General features: G+C 71.4%; 16 protein-coding genes. 15 read left to right on the top strand and 1 reads right to left on the bottom strand.

Annotation, left to right across the window (positions count from 1 at the left end; genetic code table 11):
- The first annotated feature begins 14 nt into the window (after positions 1-14).
- The 8 genes from QLQ12_RS06695 (at position 15) to QLQ12_RS06660 (ending at position 9718) form a co-directional block, all read left to right on the top strand.
- On the top strand, positions 15-1958 hold the full coding sequence (locus QLQ12_RS06695) for a TIGR03960 family B12-binding radical SAM protein (protein WP_282757852.1): 1944 nt from the start codon (positions 15-17) through the stop codon (positions 1956-1958).
- Positions 1959-1968: 10 nt separating this feature from the next.
- Positions 1969-2745: a TIGR03936 family radical SAM-associated protein gene (locus QLQ12_RS06690; protein ID WP_282757913.1), complete on the top strand. Its 777-nt coding sequence runs from the start codon at positions 1969-1971 to the stop codon at positions 2743-2745.
- A 133-nt stretch (positions 2746-2878) separates the two neighbouring features.
- Positions 2879-6235, top strand: a complete 3357-nt coding sequence (locus QLQ12_RS06685; protein ID WP_282757851.1) for an Rne/Rng family ribonuclease — start codon at positions 2879-2881, stop codon at positions 6233-6235.
- A 111-nt stretch (positions 6236-6346) separates the two neighbouring features.
- Positions 6347-6823, top strand: coding sequence for a hypothetical protein (locus QLQ12_RS06680; RefSeq protein WP_282757849.1), 477 nt, complete (start codon positions 6347-6349; stop codon positions 6821-6823).
- 179 nt (positions 6824-7002) lie between these two features.
- Positions 7003-7317: a 50S ribosomal protein L21 gene (rplU, locus tag QLQ12_RS06675; RefSeq protein WP_282757848.1), complete on the top strand. Its 315-nt coding sequence runs from the start codon at positions 7003-7005 to the stop codon at positions 7315-7317.
- Between the two features lie 8 nt (positions 7318-7325).
- On the top strand, positions 7326-7583 hold the full coding sequence (rpmA, locus tag QLQ12_RS06670) for a 50S ribosomal protein L27 (RefSeq protein ID WP_282757847.1): 258 nt from the start codon (positions 7326-7328) through the stop codon (positions 7581-7583).
- A gap of 134 nt (positions 7584-7717) precedes the next feature.
- Positions 7718-9226, top strand: a complete 1509-nt coding sequence (gene obgE, locus QLQ12_RS06665) for a GTPase ObgE (RefSeq protein ID WP_282757845.1) — start codon at positions 7718-7720, stop codon at positions 9224-9226.
- Positions 9227-9283: 57 nt separating this feature from the next.
- Positions 9284-9718: a GNAT family N-acetyltransferase gene (locus tag QLQ12_RS06660; protein ID WP_282757844.1), complete on the top strand. Its 435-nt coding sequence runs from the start codon at positions 9284-9286 to the stop codon at positions 9716-9718.
- On the opposite strand, the gene trpS is transcribed toward QLQ12_RS06660, so the two are convergent.
- A complete protein-coding gene (gene trpS, locus QLQ12_RS06655; RefSeq protein ID WP_282757843.1) occupies positions 9707-10672 on the bottom strand; it encodes a tryptophan--tRNA ligase in 966 nt (321 codons plus the stop codon). The genes QLQ12_RS06660 and trpS overlap by 12 nt on opposite strands.
- Positions 10673-10872: 200 nt before the next feature.
- Here trpS and pepN point away from each other — a divergent pair, with 200 nt between their 5' ends.
- From pepN to QLQ12_RS06620, 7 genes are all read left to right on the top strand, one after another.
- A complete protein-coding gene (pepN, locus tag QLQ12_RS06650; protein ID WP_282757842.1) occupies positions 10873-13368 on the top strand; it encodes an aminopeptidase N in 2496 nt (831 codons plus the stop codon).
- A 68-nt stretch (positions 13369-13436) separates the two neighbouring features.
- Positions 13437-14939: a hybrid sensor histidine kinase/response regulator gene (locus QLQ12_RS06645; RefSeq protein ID WP_282757840.1), complete on the top strand. Its 1503-nt coding sequence runs from the start codon at positions 13437-13439 to the stop codon at positions 14937-14939.
- Between the two features lie 46 nt (positions 14940-14985).
- Entirely contained in the window at positions 14986-15591 is a 606-nt protein-coding gene (gene nadD / locus QLQ12_RS06640) for a nicotinate-nucleotide adenylyltransferase (RefSeq protein ID WP_282757839.1), read from the top strand.
- Between the two features lie 39 nt (positions 15592-15630).
- Positions 15631-16035: a ribosome silencing factor gene (gene rsfS, locus QLQ12_RS06635; protein WP_282757837.1), complete on the top strand. Its 405-nt coding sequence runs from the start codon at positions 15631-15633 to the stop codon at positions 16033-16035.
- The gene (locus QLQ12_RS06630) at positions 16032-16664 is read left to right on the top strand and encodes a histidine phosphatase family protein (RefSeq protein ID WP_282757836.1); all 633 of its coding nucleotides are present in this window, start codon (positions 16032-16034) and stop codon (positions 16662-16664) included. The genes rsfS and QLQ12_RS06630 overlap by 4 nt, the downstream gene beginning before the upstream one ends.
- A gap of 35 nt (positions 16665-16699) precedes the next feature.
- Complete coding sequence (locus QLQ12_RS06625; RefSeq protein WP_282757835.1) at positions 16700-17095, top strand: hypothetical protein; 396 nt, start codon at positions 16700-16702, stop codon at positions 17093-17095.
- 29 nt (positions 17096-17124) lie between these two features.
- Positions 17125-17976 carry a DegV family protein gene (locus QLQ12_RS06620; RefSeq protein ID WP_282757833.1) on the top strand — a complete coding sequence of 284 codons (852 nt, stop codon included), beginning with the start codon at positions 17125-17127 and terminating at the stop codon, positions 17974-17976.
- Positions 17977-18105: the final 129 nt, after the last annotated feature.

Below are 18105 nucleotides of genomic sequence, written 5' to 3'. Positions count from 1 at the left end.
TACCCTGGACACCCATGAGCGTGAGTTCCGTCTTCCCGCAGCTCGAGCAGCTGCTGCCCAGGGTCAGCAAACCGATCCAGTATGTGGGCGGCGAGCTCGGGGCCGTCGTCAAGGACTGGGACGCCACCGTCGTCCGCTGGGCGCTGATGTACCCCGACGCCTACGAGGTCGGCCTGCCCAACCAGGGCGTTCAGATCCTCTACGAGGTGCTGAACGAGCAGGAGGACGTGCTCGCCGAGCGCACCTACTCGGTGTGGCCCGACCTCGAGGCGCTCATGAAGGAGAACGGCGTCCCGCAGTTCACCGTCGACGCGCACCGGCCGGTGAAGGCGTTCGACGTGTTCGGGCTGTCGTTCGCCACCGAGCTGGGCTACACCAACATGCTCAGCGCCCTCGACCTGGCCGGCATCCCGATGAACAGCGCCGACCGCGGTCTCGACGACCCGATCGTGCTGGCCGGCGGGCATGCCAGCTTCAACCCGGAGCCGATCGCCGACTTCATCGACGCCGCCGTGCTCGGCGACGGCGAGGAGGCGGTTCTCGAGATCACCGGGATCATCCGGGACTGGAAGGCGGAGGGCCGCCCCGGTGGCCGCGACGAGCTCCTGCTGCGCCTGGCCCGGACCGAGAGCATCTACGTGCCCCGGTTCTACGACGTGGACTACCTGCCCGACGGCCGGATCCAGCGCGTCGTGCCGAACCGGCCGGACGTGCCGTTCCGGGTCTCCAAGCGCACCACGATGGATCTCGACGCCTGGCCGTACCCGAAGAAGCCCCTCGTCCCGCTCGCCGAGACGGTCCACGAGCGCTATGCGGTGGAGATCTTCCGCGGCTGCACCCGGGGTTGCCGGTTCTGCCAGGCCGGCATGATCACCCGCCCGGTCCGGGAGCGGTCGATCACCACGGTCGGCCAGATGGTCAAGGAGGGCCTGGAGTTCTCCGGCTACAGCGAGGTCGGCCTGCTCTCGCTCTCCAGCGCCGACCACTCCGAGATCGGTGACATGTGCTCCGGCCTGGCCGAGCAGTACGCCGACACCAACGTCTCGCTGTCGCTGCCGTCCACCCGGGTCGACGCGTTCAACATCGATCTGGCTCAGGAACTGTCCCGCAACGGGCGGCGGACCGGCCTCACCTTCGCGCCCGAGGGTGGTTCGGAGCGGATCCGCAAGGTCATCAACAAGATGGTGACCAAGGAGGACCTGATCCGGACGGTCGTCACGGCGTACTCGAACGGCTGGCGGCAGGTGAAGCTGTACTTCATGTGCGGCCTGCCCAGCGAGACCGACGAGGACGTCCTGGAGATCGCCGAGATGGCGCACGAGGTGATCCGGGCCGGCCGTGAGGCGGCCGGCACCAAGGACATCCGTTGCACGGTGTCGATCGGCGCGTTCGTGCCGAAACCGCACACCCCGTTCCAGTGGGCTCCGATGGACCGGCCGGAGGTCATCGACGGCCGCCTCAAGCTGCTCAAGCAGGCGATCAACAGTGACCGCTCGCTCGGCCGCGCGATCGGCTTCCGCTACCACGACGGTGAGCCGTCCCTGATCGAGGGCCTGCTGTCGCGCGGTGACCGCCGCGTCGGCCAGGTCATCCGCCGTGCCTGGGAGAAGGGCGGCCGTTTCGACGGCTGGTCCGAGCACTTCTCGTACGCCCGCTGGGTCGAGGCGGCCGAAGAGGTGCTGCCCGGCTTCGGCGTGGACCTGGACTGGTTCACCACCCGCGAGCGCGAGGAACTGGAGGTCCTGCCCTGGGACCACCTCGACTCCGGCCTCGACAAGGACTGGCTCTGGCAGGACTGGCAGGACTCGATGAGCGAGTACGAGCAGGACGACTGCCGCTGGACCCCCTGCTTCGACTGCGGCGTCTGCCCGTCGATGGACACCGAGATCCAGATCGGTCCCACCGGCAAGAAGCTGCTGCCCCTGACACCCGTGAACGGCCTACGGGTTCCCGCTTAGGAGACTTCCGATTCCCCCGAAGAACCAGCCCGTCGGTGGCCAGGCCCCGGTCGTCCAGAGGGTCCGCCTCCGGTACGCCAAGCGTGGCCCGCTGCGTTTCACCTCACACCGGGACTTCGCCCGTGCGTTCGAGCGGGCGCTGCGCCGTGCCGCCGTACCGATCGCCTTCTCACAGGGCTTCACCCCGCACCCGAAGATCTCCTATGCCAGCGCCGCGCCGACCGGTGTCGGCAGCGAGGCGGAGTACCTGGAGATCGGCCTGCAGGCCCCGATCGACCCGGAGGAGTTGCGGGTCGCGCTGGACGCCGCCCTCTCCCCGGGGCTGGACGTGCTGGAGGCGGTGATCGCCGGCGCGGGCAGCCTCGCCGACCGGATCGACGCCTCCCACTGGCGGATCGAACTTCCCGAGGTCGAGTCCGCGGTGGCGGAGAAGGCCGTCGCCGCGTTCCTCGGCGCGCCGGAAGTGCTGGTGGAGCGCATGACGAAGCAGGGCCGCCGCAGTTTCGACGCCAGGGCGGCGGTGGCCCGGTGCGAGGTCGCCGATGAGCCGGACCTACCTTCCGGGGCGGTTGCGGTACCGTGTGCGATAATCGACCTTGTCGTACGGCAGGTAACGCCAGCCGTGCGGCCCGATGACGTCCTCTCCGGCCTGCGCGTGGTGGCCGGCCTGGAGCCGCCGGTGCCCCCACGGGTGACCCGGCTGGCCCAGGGCACACTCACCGCGCAGGGGGAGATCGTCGATCCGTTGGACGCGGATCGCGTTGACGTCGGCATCGGAGAGCGCTAGCCGAAAACCGGCCAGCGTTCGTTGGCAGACTTCGGAAGCTCGGCCGCGATGGCCGGGCCCGAAAAACTTTGCAGCGATCCTGCGTGGCAGCGCTTACCCGCGCCCGGGGTCGCCGAGAACTGGAGAGCGCCCCATGCTCGATAACGAGCCCCCAGTCAACCTGGGAGATCAGGGCGGTGAACGGGACGGAGTCACCACTCCCCCCGCAGACGCCGCCGCAGGCACCACCCCGGCACGCCGGACGCGGGCTCCGCGCCGTAAAGCGGTCGCGCCTCCACCGGAGGCCGACACGCCCGGCGCCGTGGCCGGTCAGGTCGAGGCCGGCCCGGCCACCGAGCCGGGCGCCGCGATCGAGGCCGCAGCCGTGGCCGGCGACGGCGAGGCTCCGGCCGCGCCGGTGAAGAAGGCCACCCGGGCCCGCCGTAAGAAGGTCGAGCCCGCACTGGAGGTCCCGGCGGAGGCCCCGGCGGAGACCTCCGTCACGGCCGACGTGCCGGCCGAGGAGCCTGCCGAGGCTCCGGCCGCGCCGGTGAAGAAGGCCACCCGGGCCCGCCGTAAGAAGGTCGAACCGGCCGCTGAGCAGCCCGCCCTGATCGAGGCTCCGGCCGCGGAGCAGGCGCCTGAGCCGTCCGTGCCCGACGCCCCCGTGGCGGAGGTGAGCGAGGAGGACGAGGCCGCGCTCATCGAGGACGCCGCTGTGGAGGCCGCTGCCGCGGCCCGGGCCGCCGGCGCCCCGGTCGTCGGCATCCTGCCGCTCGACGACGACTTCGTGGAGGAACAGCCGGCCAAGGCGCCCCGTGCCCGCCGCGCCGCGCTGCCCCCCGCTGTCCTGTTCATGCCGCCGGAGGCGACCCAGGCCGAGCCGGCGCCGGTGGGCCGTCGCCGCCGTCCGGTCGCCGAACCGCTCGCGGTCGTGGCCGAGGCGCCCGCCGCGGAGCTCTCCGGCGTTGAGGAGACGGTGGCCGAGGAGCCCGTCGCCGAGGAGGCGCCGGAGGTCACCCGCCGCAGCCGTCGCCGCCGCCGGGGCGCCGCCGAGGAGCCCGCCGAGGTCGCGGTCACCGAGACCGAGCCGGTGCTGGACGAGGTCGACGAGACCGACGAGAACGCCGACGACGCCGAGGACGGCTCGGACGAGGACGGCGACGATGACGACGAGGACGGCGGCGCCGGCCGTCGTCGCCGCCGCCGTGGCCGTCGTGGCCGGGGCCGCGGCAAGGGCCCGTCCGACGAGGCCGACGAAGGCGACGCCGAGGAGCCCGAGGGTGAGGAGGGCGCGGAGGCGTCCGCCGACGAGGGCGAGGACGACGAGGAGTCGGAGGAGACCGAGGGCGACGGTGTCACCCGCCGGCGGCGTCGCCGGCGCCGCAAGGGCTCCAGTGGTGACGGCGAGACCGGCGGCATCGAGGACGGCGTGCACACCGTGGTCCGGGTGCGCGAGCCGCGCCGCAGCGACGAGGTGCAGGGCGTCTCCGGTTCGACCCGGCTCGAGGCCAAGCGCCAGCGTCGCCGCGACGGCCGTGAGCAGCGCCGCACCCGCCCGCCGATCCTGAGCGAGTCGGAGTTCCTGGCCCGCCGGGAGGCGGTCGACCGGGTGATGGTGGTCCGGCAGAAATCGGACCGTCTCCAGATCGCGGTCCTCGAGGACGGCATCCTGGTCGAGCACTATGTGGCCCGGGCCACCTCCGGCACCATGGTCGGCAACGTCTATCTCGGTAAGGTGCAGAACGTCCTGCCGAGCATGGAAGCCGCCTTCGTCGACGTCGGCCGCGGCCGTAACGCCGTGCTCTACGCCGGTGAGGTCAACTGGGACGCGACCGGCCTGGAGGGCCGGGCCCGCTCGATCGAGCAGGCGCTGCGCTCCGGCGACTCGGTGCTGGTGCAGGTCACCAAGGACCCGATCGGTCACAAGGGCGCCCGGCTGACCAGCCACATCGCCCTCTCCGGCCGGCACCTGGTCTACGTGCCCAACGGCAACGCCTCGGGCATCAGCCGCAAGCTGCCGGACAACGAGCGCAAGCGGCTCCGCGACATCCTGAAGAAGATGGTGCCGGACGGCGCCGGCGTGATCGTCCGGACCGCGGCCGAGGGCGCCACCGAGGACGAGCTGGCCCGCGACGTCAAGCGGCTGCAGGCGCAGTGGGAGGACATCCAGGCGCGCGCCGCCGAGGGCAACGCCCCGCGGGCGCTGTCCGAGGAGCCCGACCTGGTCATCCGGGTCGTCCGGGACCTCTTCAACGAGGACTTCCGCGAGCTGGTGGTCCAGGGCGAGCAGGCGTACGCCGAGGTGGAGAACTACCTCGAGTCGGTCTCTCCGGACCTGGTCGAGCGGCTGCACCGGCACACCGGCGTCAACGACGTCTTCGCCGAGCACCGGATCGACGAGCAGATCATGAAGGGCCTGGACCGCAAGGTCTTCCTTCCGTCCGGCGGTCACCTGGTGATCGACCGGACCGAGGCGATGACCGTGGTCGACGTCAACACCGGTAAGTACACCGGCGCGGGCGGCAACCTGGAGGAGACGGTCACCCGCAACAACCTGGAGGCGGCCGAGGAGATCGTGCGCCAGCTGCGGCTGCGCGACCTCGGCGGCATCGTGGTGATCGACTTCATCGACATGGTGCTGGAGAGCAACCGCGACCTGGTGCTGCGGCGGCTCACCGAGTGCCTGGGCCGGGACCGTACGAAGCACCAGGTCACCGAGATCACGTCGCTCGGCCTGGTGCAGATGACCCGCAAGCGGATCGGTGCGGGCCTGCTCGAGGCGTTCAGCGAGAACTGTGACCACTGCAAGGGCCGCGGTGTGCTGATCCACCCGGAGCCGGTGCCAGAGAAGCGGTCGAACGGCGGCGGTGGCAACAGCGGCGGCGGCAGCGGTGGCAACAGCGGCGGGGCCGGCAGCCAGGTGAAGGTGGTCGCCGCTTCGGCGCGCACCGAGGCTCCGGCACAGCAACAGCAACAGCAGTCGACCCGTCAGCGCCGGCGCCGGGGTGGTGGCGACAACGCCCCGGTGGAGCAGCCGGTCGAGGTGGTGGAAGCCGCCGAGACGGTGACGCCGCCGGAAGCCTCCGAGGTCGCCGCGGCTCCGGCCGCGGTCGCCCCGGCCGCTGTGGCTCCGGTCACTGTGCCTTCGGTCACCGTGACCGAGGTCGCTGCGGACGCCGGTCCGGCCGCGGAGGTGGCCGAGGTGCCGCCCGCCCCGGTCGCGGGCTCGGGCATCGTCCGGCGAACCCAGCCGTCGCCGCCCGCCACGGCCGACGACGACGAGTACGACATCAGCGGGTACGACCTGTCCCGCTATGACGTCCCGGCGGACGCGAACGGCACCGGGCCCGAGGCGGAGGCCGAGCCGATGCGGCTGGCCGGTGCCGACGACCCGGACGCGGCGGACGAGGACGACGACGAGGACGAGGACGACGACGTGGTGGGCGCCGGCGCGGGCACCCGCCGCCGGTCGAGGCGGAGCGGCGCGAGGCGGCGAACCCGCCCCTGAGCAGCATGAGCCCGGCCCGGCAGTGACTTGTAAAGAAAGTTAACTGCTGGGCCGGGTTTTCCGTTACCCTCGGCGGGATCGATCCCTGTCCCCCGAGGAGACCGAGCCCCCATGCGAATCCACACCCTTGCGGCGGCGGCGCTCGCCACCGCCTTTCTGGCAGGCTGCACCGGCGGCGGGTCCGAGGCGTCCACCGCGGCCCCGGCCGTGACGCGGTCGGCGGCCACGGCCGAGAAGCCCACCGACACCGCGCTCGGCGCGGACACCGAGGCCATCTGCGCCCAGGCGAGCCGGACCAGCAGCGAATTCGGCAAGACCTTCGCCGAGGACTACCAGCTCTTGACCCGGGCCGCCGCTGAGGGCGCCCAGGAGAAGGCCAAGGCCCAGGAGAAGGTCACCCGTGACCTCCAGAGCTTCTCGTACGCTCTGCTGGACATGTCGAAGCTGGTCTCCGACCCCAAGGTCAAGGAGGCTCTGGCCGCGATGGGGGCACAGGTCACCGCGCTCAAGGGCGACATCGGTCAGGTCGATGACAAGAAACTCGCCGACCTGCACGACGTGCTGGACAAGGCATGTGGCCGCGGTTAACAGCCCGGTTTGGGGCTCGGCCCCACGATGAAGTAGTCTTGCCGACGGCGCCTTTTCGGCGCTAGTTCCGTGCGCGCTTGAGGAAGCTGAGCTTTCAGAGAGCCCCGAGCGCTTGCCGGATTCTGTGCAACATCCGCCAGCAGCCGTGAGGCTGCGTAAGTCTCAGGGAGTCCGCGTCGATGTACGCGATCGTCAAGACCGGCGGCAAGCAGTACAAGGTTGCCGAGGGCGACGTGATCGAGGTCGAGAAGCTCGTGGGGCAGCCCGGCGACGCTCTGACCCTGGCCGCGGTGCTTCTCGTCGACGGTGACAACCTGGTGACCGAAGCGGCCAAGCTTGCCAACGTTACGGTGTCCGGCGAGATCGCCGAGCACACCAAGGGTCCGAAGATCCGGATCCACAAGTTCAAGAACAAGACCGGCTACCACAAGCGCCAGGGGCACCGCCAGCCGCTGACGCGCGTCAAGGTGACCGGCATCTCCAGCGGGAAGTAGGCGCAGCCATGGCTCATAAAAAGGGTGCATCAAGCTCGCGTAACGGCCGTGACTCCGCCGCCCAGCGCCTCGGCGTCAAGCGGTTCGGTGGTCAGCTGGTCAGCGCCGGTGAGATCCTGATCCGTCAGCGGGGCACGAAGTTCCACCCGGGCGACCTCGTCGGCCGTGGTGGCGACGACACGCTCTTCGCGCTGTCCGCCGGCAACGTCCTGTTCGGGAAGCTGCGCGGCCGCAAGACCGTCAGCATCGTCCCGATCGCGGAGTAGTTTTTCTCTACAGCGGGCCGTGGACCCTCGGGTCCGCGGCCCGCTGTTGTTTTTTCGCTTCGGTGTGTGGGGTTCGGGCGCGGAGCGCACCGACCTTCCGGCACTGAACCTCGGTAGGTAGTAGGAGTCGAGAAGTGACCACGTTCGTCGACCGGGTAGTGCTGCACCTGCAGGCGGGTGACGGTGGACACGGCTGTTCCTCCGTGCACCGGGAGAAGTTCAAGCCGCTCGGCGGGCCGGACGGCGGCAACGGCGGGCACGGCGGGAGCATCACCCTGGTGGTGGACCCGCAGCAGCACACCCTGCTGGACTTCCATTTCCACCCGCACATCAAAGCCAACAACGGCGGTGGCGGCGCCGGCTCGAACCGGGACGGCGCGACCGGCCGGGACCTGATCCTCAAGGTGCCCGACGGCACGGTCGTGATGACCGAGGACGGCGAGGTGCTGGCCGACCTGGTCGGCGCCGGCACCGAGTTCACCGTGGCCCGGGGCGGCCGGGGTGGCCGGGGCAACGCGTCGCTGGCCAACGCCCGTCGCAAGGTGCCGGGCTTCGCCGAGCTGGGCGAGCCGGGTGACCAGCTGGACGTGGTGCTGGAGCTCAAGAGCGTCGCCGACGTCGGCCTGGTCGGCTTCCCGTCGGCCGGCAAGTCGTCGCTGATCGCGGTGATGTCCGCGGCCAAGCCGAAGATCGCCGACTACCCGTTCACCACCCTGGTGCCGAACCTGGGCGTGGTGCAGGCCGGCGAGCACACCTACACCATCGCCGACGTGCCCGGCCTGATCCCCGGCGCGGCCACCGGCAAGGGCCTGGGCATGCAGTTCCTGCGCCACATCGAGCGGACCTCGGTGCTGGTGCACGTGCTGGACGCGGCGGCGCCGGAGATCGAGCGGGACCCGCTGGCCGACCTGGACGCGATCGAGGCCGAACTGTCCGCGTACGGGGGCCTTGAGGACCGGCCGCGGATCGTGGTGCTCAACAAGATCGACATCCCGGACGGACGCGACCTGGCCGAGATGGTCCGCCCCGACCTGGAGGCCCGTGGCTACCAGGTGTTCGAGATCAGCGCGATGACCCGGGAAGGTCTCCGGGAGTTCAGCTTCGCCCTGGCCAAGCTGGTCGCGGAATACCGCGCGGCCAAGCCGGTCGAGGAAGCGACCCGAGTGGTGATCCGCCCCCGGGCGGTCGACGACACCGGTTTCACCGTGCAGCAGGACGAGGACGGCGTCTTCGTGATCCGCGGCACCCAGGTGGAGCGCTGGGTGCGGCAGACCAACTTCGACAACGACGAGGCCATCGGCTACCTGGGCGACCGGCTGGAGCGTCTCGGAGTCGAAGCCGAGCTCGCCAAGAAGGGCGCGCAGCCCGGCAGTCCGGTGCGGATCGGCCAGCGCGAGTTCGACTGGCAGCCGAACGCCGGCGAGTACATCTCCGGTCCGCGTGGCACCGACATCCGCCTGGAGGAGCTCGACACCCGGCCCTCCGCGGCGCAGCGGCTCGCCGCCCGCAAGGCCCGGCGCGTCCGCGGCGACGACGAACTGCTGCACATGGCGACCGACGGCACGGTCAGCACCATCTCCAACGCGAACCGGCCGGTGCTGGTCAGTGACGAGGATGACATCTCCGGCGACACCGACGAATAGGCCGCAGTCCAGATCAGCGCAACCCTCCGGAAACGGTCGTCACCTAGAGTCACGTCCGTGCTGATCGAAATCCGCTCCTCCCTCGATCCCGAACTGGCCGCCCTCATCACCGCCCAACAGCGGGAACTGGAGGCGGCCGGTGCGGAGGCGGATCGGATGTTCGAGCCGGGTGACGACGTGGCGTATCTGGTGGGTGTGGTGAACGGACGGGCCGTCGCCTGCGGCGCCTGGCAGGAGACCGGGCCCGGCGCCGCGGAACTGCGGCGGCTGTACGTGCGCCCGGCCTTCCGAGGCCGCGGTCTGGCCCGCCAGATGATCGTCGCCATCGAGGAGGAGGCGCTCGCCGCGGACCGGCCGCTGCTCCGGCTGGAGCTGGGGGCCCGGTTGTCCGCGGCGATCGCCCTCTATCAGTCCTCGGGCTACCGGCAGGTCCCGTCTACCGGCCCGCACCGGGTCCGCTTCGAGAAGCGGCTGCCCGCGCTAGTCCAGTAGGCCCAGGGCGGAGCGGGCACGGCGGACCGTCGCCACCGCCCGTGGCCGCACCCGCGCCGCGCTGTCCGCCAGGATCTGCCGGACGTGCCCGGGGTCGACGGCGAACTCGGCGTGCCGCGCCCGGATGGGCGCGAGCAGTGTCTCCACCGCGTCCGTCACCTCGCGTTTGAGCGCACCGTAGGAGCCCGGATCGGACGGCTGCCGCCCGGAGCAGGCCGCCAGCACGTCGATCAGGTTGGTGACGCCGGGCTGTCTCTCCCGGTCGCGGCGGACCACCGCGAACTCGTCGGTGACCGCCCGCGCCACGGCCCGCCGCACCACGTCCGGCGGATCGAGCAGCCCGATCCGGCCGGTCCCCGTGCTCTTGCCCATCTTGATGGTCGGCTCGGCGAGGTCCATGACCCGGGCGGCGGCGTCCGGGCGCACCCCTTGGGGCACCGTGAAAGTCTCCCCGTAACGGCTGTTGAACCTGGTGGCGAGGGTACGGGCGAGCTCTAGGTGCTGATTCTGGTCCTCACCGACCGGCACCGCGGTGATGTCCTGCACCAGGATGTCGGCGGCCATCAGCACCGGGTAGGTGAGCAGGCTCAGCCGCACCGGGCCGCCGGCGGCCGACTTCTCCTTGAACTGGATCATGCGCGCCGCCTCGCCGAACCCGGTCACGCACTCCAGCAGGTAGTGCAGCTCGGTGTGCTCCGGGATCTGCGACTGCACGACGATCGGGGTGCGTTCCGGGTCCACGCCGGCGGCCAGCATGACCGTCGCCTGTTCGAGCGTGAGGGCGCGTACCCGCTGGGGGTCGTGATCCATCGTGAGCGCGTGCAGGTCGGCGATGAGGGCGATGGAGGCGGTGTCCGCCTGCGCGGCGATCAAGGGGCGCAGAGCGCCCAGCAGATTGCCGAGATGCAGGTGGCCGGTGGGCTTGAAACCGGTGAGGCGGCGGGTGGGTGCCATCGAAGATCTCCTTGCGGGGTACGGAGGACCGCCTGCTCCCGGGAGATCGCGAAGAAACAGCAGCGGCCGCCCGGTCGGGCGGCCGCGGTGGAGGAACGCGCGTGTGGGTGAGCCGCCCCGTCAGGGCAGCCACCAAGCGAAGGTCGACGCGCGCACGGACCGAGATTAACAGGGCCGGGCAGGTCCGTCATGATTGTTTCATGCCGACCCTGACCCGTGCTGAGGCCGTCGAGCGAGCGTCCCTCGTCGACGTCGAGGAATATCACGTCGACCTGGACCTCACCGGTTCCGGCGACACCTTCCGCTCCCGTGCGGTGGTGCGTTTCCGCGCCCGGCCCGGCGACGCGACCTTCCTCGAGTTCGAGCCGGTCGAGGTGGTGTCGATGACGCTGAACGGCGTTCCCGTGCCCCCGGAGGCCTCGACCGGCGCGCGCCTGGAGCTGACCGGCCTGGCCGAGGAGAACGAGCTGGTCGTCGACGCGACGATGCGGTACTCGAACGACGGCGAGGGCCTGCACCGCTACACCGACCCGGCCGACGGGTACACCTACCTCTACCAGCACCTGTTCCTCAACAACGCGGGCCGGGTGCTGCCCGCCTTCGACCAGCCCGACCTCAAGGCCGTCTTCCGGGTGAGCGTCACCGCCCCCGAGGACTGGCTGGTCGCCACGAACGGTGAGCTGGTCTCCCGGGACGGCGGCCGCTGGGAGTTCGCGCCCACCAAGCGGATCTCCACCTACCTGGCGACCCTGATCGCCGGCCGGTACCACGTGGTGACCGACGAGCACGACGGGATCCCGCTGGTGCTCTACGCGCGGGCGGCGCTCGCCGAGCACCTGGACGCCCAGGCGCCGGAGATCTTCGAGCTGACCAGGCAGTCGCTGGACCGGTTCCACGAGATGTTCGAGATCCGCTACCCGTTCGGCCACTACCAGCAGGCGTTCGCGCCCGAGTTCAACTTCGGCGCGATGGAGTACCCGGGGCTGGTCGTCTTCCGGGACGAGATGATCCCCCGCTCGGCGGTCACCGACACCGAGCGCGAGCGCCGGGCCAACGTGATCGCGCACGAGATGGCGCACATGTGGTTCGGCGACCTGGTCACCATGGCCTGGTGGGACGACCTGTGGCTGAACGAGTCGTTCGCGGAGTACCTGGGCTCCCGGGTGACCGCCGAGGCGACCCGCTTCTCCGACGCCTGGACCACCTTCGCGATGCATCGCAAGGCGTGGGGCCTGCGCGCCGACCAGCGGCCGTCGACCCACCCGGTCGCCCCGTCCGACGTCTCCGACACCGAGCAGGCGCTGCTCAACTTCGACGGCATCTCGTACGCCAAGGGCGCCGCCGTGCTCAAGCAACTGGTCGCCTGGCTCGGTGACGAGGCGTTCCTCGCCGGCCTGAACGCCCACTTCGAGGCGCACGCGTACGGCAACGCCACCCTGGCCGACCTGCTCGGCGCCCTGTCCAAGGCGAGCGGGCGGGACCTCTCCGGCTGGGCCGAGGTGTGGTTGCGCCGCGCCCAGGTCAACACGCTGCGCGCCGAGGTCGTCTCCGACGGCGCGAACTACGTCGAGGTGGCCGTGGTGCAGACCGCCCCGGCCGGGCATCCGACGCTGCGGCCGCACCGGATCGGCGTCGGCCTCTACGACCGGGCCACCGACGGCAGCGTGGTGCGGCGGGAACTCATCGAGGTGGAGCTGGACGCGACCGGGCGTACCGTACTGGCCGGTCTCGCCGGGAAGCCGGCGGCGGACCTGCTGCTGCTCAACGACGGCGACCTGACATACGCGAAGATACGCCTGGACGACGACTCCGCCGCCGCCGTGCCGCTGCTCCTGCCCCGCCTCGACGACTCGCTGCCCCGCGCGGTGATCTGGGCCGCCACCCTGGACGCCGTGGTGGACGGCGAACGCCCGGTCGCCGAACTGGTCGCCCTGGTCCTCGCCGCCCTGCCGGTGGAGTCCGAGGTGGCCGTCGTCGAGGACGTGCTGCGCGCCACCCGGGGCCTGGTCGACCGGTACGCCACCCCGGAGACCCGCCCGGCCGCGCTGGCTCTGCTCGCCCAGGCCGCCGACCGGCTGCTCGCGGTGTGCGCGCCCGGCGACCCCCGGCAGCTCGCCGCGGCCCGCGGGCTGATCGGGGCGGGAGTCGACGTGGCCCGCCTGCGCGGCTGGCTGGCCGGCGAGAACGTGCCGGCCGGCCTGGCGGTCGACGCCGACCTGCGCTGGCTGATCATCTACCGGCTGGCCGTGCTCGGCGCGGCCGGCGCCGACGTGATCGATGCCGAGCTGGACTCCGACCGCAGCGCCTCCGGCGAGCAGTGGGCGGCCCGGTGCCGCGCGGCCCGCCCGGACGCCGACGCCAAGGCGGCCGCCTGGACCGCGATCGTCGGCGACACCACGTTGTCCAACCGGATGGCCGAGCTCACCGCGAGCGGGTTCTGGCAGGCCGAGCAACTGGACCTGCTGGAGCCGTACGTCGAGCGGTACTTCGCCGAGATGCCGGAGATGATGCGCGTCCGCGGCGGGATGAGCTCCGAGCACATCGCTCTCGTGGCGTACCCCTCGTATGCCGTCTCGGAGCGGACCCGGCAGCTCGCCGCGGACCTGCTGGCCACCACCGGCCTGAACCAGATCCTGCGTCGCGTGGTGGAGGACTCCGACGACGACATGCGCCGGGCGCTGGTCGCCCGGGGCTGACCGGATTCGCCCGTCTCCACCCCTGTGACCTCGTGGCCCTCGTAGCCTGAGGCCACGGGGGTGGATGCGTGGAGTGGTCCCAGGAGCTGTCCAGCGGTCTGCTGCAGGCCGCGCCGGACGCGATCCTGGTTTTGGACGAGGGCCGGATCGTGCTGGCCAACGACCGGGCCGGGCAGATGTACGGCTGGCCGACGGCCGAACTCGTGGGTCAGTCCGTCGAGTTGCTGCTCACCGCGGAGTCCCGCGCCCTGGCCGCGGAGCGGCAGCGCCTCATCGACGAGGGCGCCCCCGGCTCGATCGGCCGGATCGTGACCACCGCCCGGCGGCGGGACGGCACCGAGTTCCCGGTCGAGTCGTCCACCACGCTCGTCGACACCGCGCGGGGCCGGCTCGCCGTCGCGGTGGTGCGGGACGTCACCGAGCGGGTGCGCATCGAGGAGGAGAAGGACCGCCTGCGTGCTGAGGCGCAGGCGCACCGCAGCCAGCGTCTGGAGAGCCTGGGCCAGCTCGCCGGCGGCATCGCCCACGACTTCAACAACATGCTCGGCGTGATCCTCAACTACGCCTCGTTCGTGATCGAGGAGGCCGAGTCGGCCGAACCGGACGCCACGATGATCGCCTCGGACGCCAAGCAGGTGATCCGGGCCGGCAAACGCGGCACCGACCTCACCCATCAGCTGCTGGCCTTCGCCCGCCGCGAGGTGGTCCGCCCGCAGCCGGTCAACCTGAACGCCCTGATCACCGAGGTCCAGGGGCTGCTGGGCCGCACTCTCGGCGAGCACATCACCCTGATCTTCCGGCCCGGCGCGAATCTGCCGACGGTCACCTGCGATCCCAGCCAGATCGAGCAGATGCTGGTCAACCTCGCGCTGAACGCCCGGGACGCGATGGCGCACGGCGGCAACCTGGTGATCGACACGGCGCTGCTCGACGAGCGGATCCGGCTGCGGGTCTCCGACTCCGGCCGGGGCATGCCCGCCGACGTGGCCGAACGCGCCTTCGAGCCGTTCTTCACCACCAAGGGCAGCGCCGAGGGAACTGGGCTCGGCCTGGCCACCGTCTACGGCATCGTCACCCAGGCCGGCGGCGAGGTGACCCTGACCAGCGACGTCGGCCTCGGCACCACGGTCACCGTGCTGCTCCCGGCCGGCGCCGCGGTCGAGCCCGCGGACGCCGCGGCGGAGCCGGCGCCGACCGGTGGGCACGGCGAGACCCTGCTCGTCGTCGAGGACGAGGAAGCGCTGCGTGACGTGGCCGGACGGATCCTCACCGGCGCCGGGTACCGGGTGATCGCGGCCGAGGGCGGCGCTCACGCCCTCGAACTCGCCGCCCGCCACGACGGTGAGATCGACCTGCTGGTCAGCGACGTGGTGATGCCCGGGATGCTGGGCAAGGAACTGGCCGAGCGGCTGGTCGACGTGCGGCCCGGCACGCGGGTGCTCTACATGTCCGGGTACGCCCAGCCGGTCCTCGCCTCGCAGGGCACCCTCGACCCCGGCGTGGCGCTGCTGGAGAAGCCGTTCACCGCCAACGACCTGCTCACTGCCGTCCGCCGCCGTCTCGACGGGTGATCCCCTCCGACCGCCCGAAGATCGGAAGGAAAGATATTCTTCTCTGATGTCCGGACGGCGTGTAGGGATCATGGGTGGGACGTTCGATCCGATCCATCACGGTCACCTGGTCGCGGCGAGCGAGGTGCAGGCGCGCTTCGAGCTCGACGAGGTGATGTTCGTGCCGACCGGCCAGCCGTACGAGAAGGGCCGCGTCTCGCCCGCCGAGGACCGCTATCTGATGACGGTCGTCGCCACCGCCTCCAACCCGCGCTTCCACGTGAGCCGCGCCGACATGGACCGGGACGGCCCCACCTACACCGTCGACACGCTGCGTGACATGCGGGCCATCTACGGGCAGTCGGCCGAGCTGTACTTCATCACCGGCGCCGACGCCCTCGGCCGCATCATGTCGTGGAAGGACGCGCTCACGATGCTGGAGCTGGCGCACTTCATCGGTGTCACCCGGCCGGGTTTCGAACTCTCCGGGGCGCACCTGCCCGCCGAGAGCGTGACCCTGGTGGAGGTCCCGGCGTTGGCGATCTCCTCCAGCGACTGCCGGAAACGAGTGGCGGCCGGTGAACCGGTCTGGTACCTGGTACCGGACGGTGTCGTGCAATACATCAACAAGCGGGGCCTGTATCGGGACTCGGGTATTGCCGGGCCGGTGTGAGACGCTTGAACTCCTGATAACCCGACCGAGGGGACTCTTTTGCCCGTCACCGAACGCGCCCTTGAACTCGCTCTGACGGCCGCCCAGGCCGCCGCGGACAAGAAGGCGCACGACATCTCCGTCATCGACGTCGCCGAACAGCTCTACATCACCGACGCGTTCGTCATCGCCTCGGCGTCCAACGAGCGCCAGGTCCTCGCGATCGTCGACGCCGTCGAGGAAGCACTGCTCAACCTGCCGGAGAAGGCGAAGCCGGTGCGCCGCGAGGGCGAGCGGGCGGGCCGCTGGGTGCTGCTCGACTACGTCGACATCGTGGTGCACGTCCAGCACAGCGAGGAGCGCGAGTTCTACTCCCTGGACCGGCTGTGGAAGGACTGCCCGATCATCCCGTTCGTCGACCGCGACATGGTCGATGCCGGGGCTCCGGCCGCCGAAGCGTCGTGACCCGCCTCATCGTCTGGCGGCACGGCAACACCGACTGGAACGCCGGCTCCCGCGTCCAGGGGCAGACCGACGTGCCGCTCAACGACCTCGGCCGCCGTCAGGCCGTCGACGCCGCCGAGCTGCTCGTCCGCATGCGCCCGGACGCGATCGTCTCCAGCGACCTGAGCCGGGCCTTCGACACGGCGGCCGCGCTCGCCGCGCTGACCGGACTCACCATCAGCACCGACGAGCGGCTCCGCGAGCGGTTCTTCGGCGACTGGCAGGGCCTCACCATGGCCGAGGTCGCCGCCGAGCGCCCCGCCGAGCACGCCCGCTGGACCGCCGGTGAGGACGTGATCGGCGGCGAGGTGGAGACCCTCGACGACCTCGGCAAGCGTGTCTCCGAGGCCCTGCTGGAGGCGGCCCGGCTGGCCCCGCCCGGCGGCACCGTCGTGGTCGCCACCCACGGCGCGGCGGCCCGTCAGGGCGTCGGGCACCTGCTCGGCTGGCAGCGCGAGCACCTGCGCACGCTGCGCGCCCTGCAGAACTGCCACTGGGTGGAGCTGACCCACGACGAGGCCCGCGGCTGGCAGATGGCGGCCTACAACGTCGGCGTCCTCGCCGATCGCCCGGTCCCGCCGCCGGTCTGAGGGAACCGGCGGGGCTCCGGTAACGTCTGACCATCATGATCCGTAGAACCGTCGTCCCCGCCGCGCTGCTTCTGGCGCTCACCGCCGGCTGCGCGAACAACACGCCCACCCCCGTCGGCGCCGGTGGCACCCCCGAATCCGCCACCGTGTCAGCCACCGCGTCCGCCAGTGCCGCCGCTCCCGCTCCGAAGGCCTCCGCGGCGGCCGGTGAGACCACGCTCACCGGCACCGTGACCGCCGGGGTCGAGCCGAACTGCATCCTCCTCAAGGACGGCGCCGGCGACCATCTGCTGATCGTCCAGGACGAGAAGCTGCGCTCCTCACTCCAGGTCGGGGCCCAGGTCACCGTGGTCGGCAAGGCCGAGCCCGGGATGATGACCACGTGCATGCAGGGGGAGCCGTTCGTGGTCTCCTCGGTGGCCGGCAGCTGACGTACATCTGAATCAAGTACCTTGCCTGCATGACCATCGCGGTCGTCACCGACTCCACCGCGTACCTGCCAGCCGAGCTCAACGGCACGTATGACCTGACCATCGTGCCGCTCACCGTTGTGATCAACGGCTGGGACGGCCTGGAGGGCATCGAGGTCTCACCGGCCGAGGTGGCCCGCGCGCTGACGGCGCGCCGGGCCGCCGTCAGCACCTCACGGCCGGCGCCCTCACAGTTCGTCGCCGAGTACCGGCGCCTGCTCGACGCGGGCGCCGACGGCGTCGTCTCGGTGCACCTCTCCGCCAAACTCTCCGGCACCTTCGAAGCCGCCCAGCTCGCCGCGGCCGAGGTCGGCCCGCGCGTCGCGGTCGTCGACAGCGGCACCGCCGCCATGGGCCTCGGCTTTCCCGCGCTGGCCGCCGCCGCGGCCGCCCGGCAGGGCCACGACCTGGAGACGGTCCGCCGGGCCGCCGCCGACCACGCGGCCCGGGTGACCACCCTGTTCTACGTCGACACGCTCGAGTTCCTGCGCCGCGGCGGCCGCATCGGCGCGGCCTCCGCCCTGCTCGGCACGGCCCTCTCGGTCAAGCCGATCCTGCACGTCGACAACGGCGCGGTCACCGTCCGCGACAAGGTCCGCACGGCCGGGCGCGCCCTCACCCGCCTCGTCGATCTCGCGGCCGAGGCCGCCGGCGACGGCGACGCCGACGTCGCCGTCCACCATCTCGGCACCCCCGACCGGGCGTCCGCGCTGGTCGACGCCCTCAGTGCCCGGCTCGGCGATCGCTTGCGCGACTGCTATCTCACCGAGGTGGGCGCGGTGGTCGCCGCACACACCGGGCCCGGCCTGGCGGGTGTGGTCATTCACCGACGAAAACCATGATGTCGTACGGGGACAGCGCCGGTCCCCGACCGCACCACCCCTCCCGTGAGCCCAGGGGCATCCCCACCCGCCTCGGTAGATCCACACCAGCCCCGCCCAGCGAGATCCACCCGCTCTAGATCTTCGATG

Origin of the sequence: Actinoplanes sandaracinus (assembly GCF_030009775.1) — a bacterium.
GTDB lineage: Bacteria > Actinomycetota > Actinomycetes > Mycobacteriales > Micromonosporaceae > Actinoplanes > Actinoplanes sandaracinus.
Note: the sequence above shows the minus strand (reverse complement) of the source record. Positions and strands in the feature narration are given on the sequence as shown.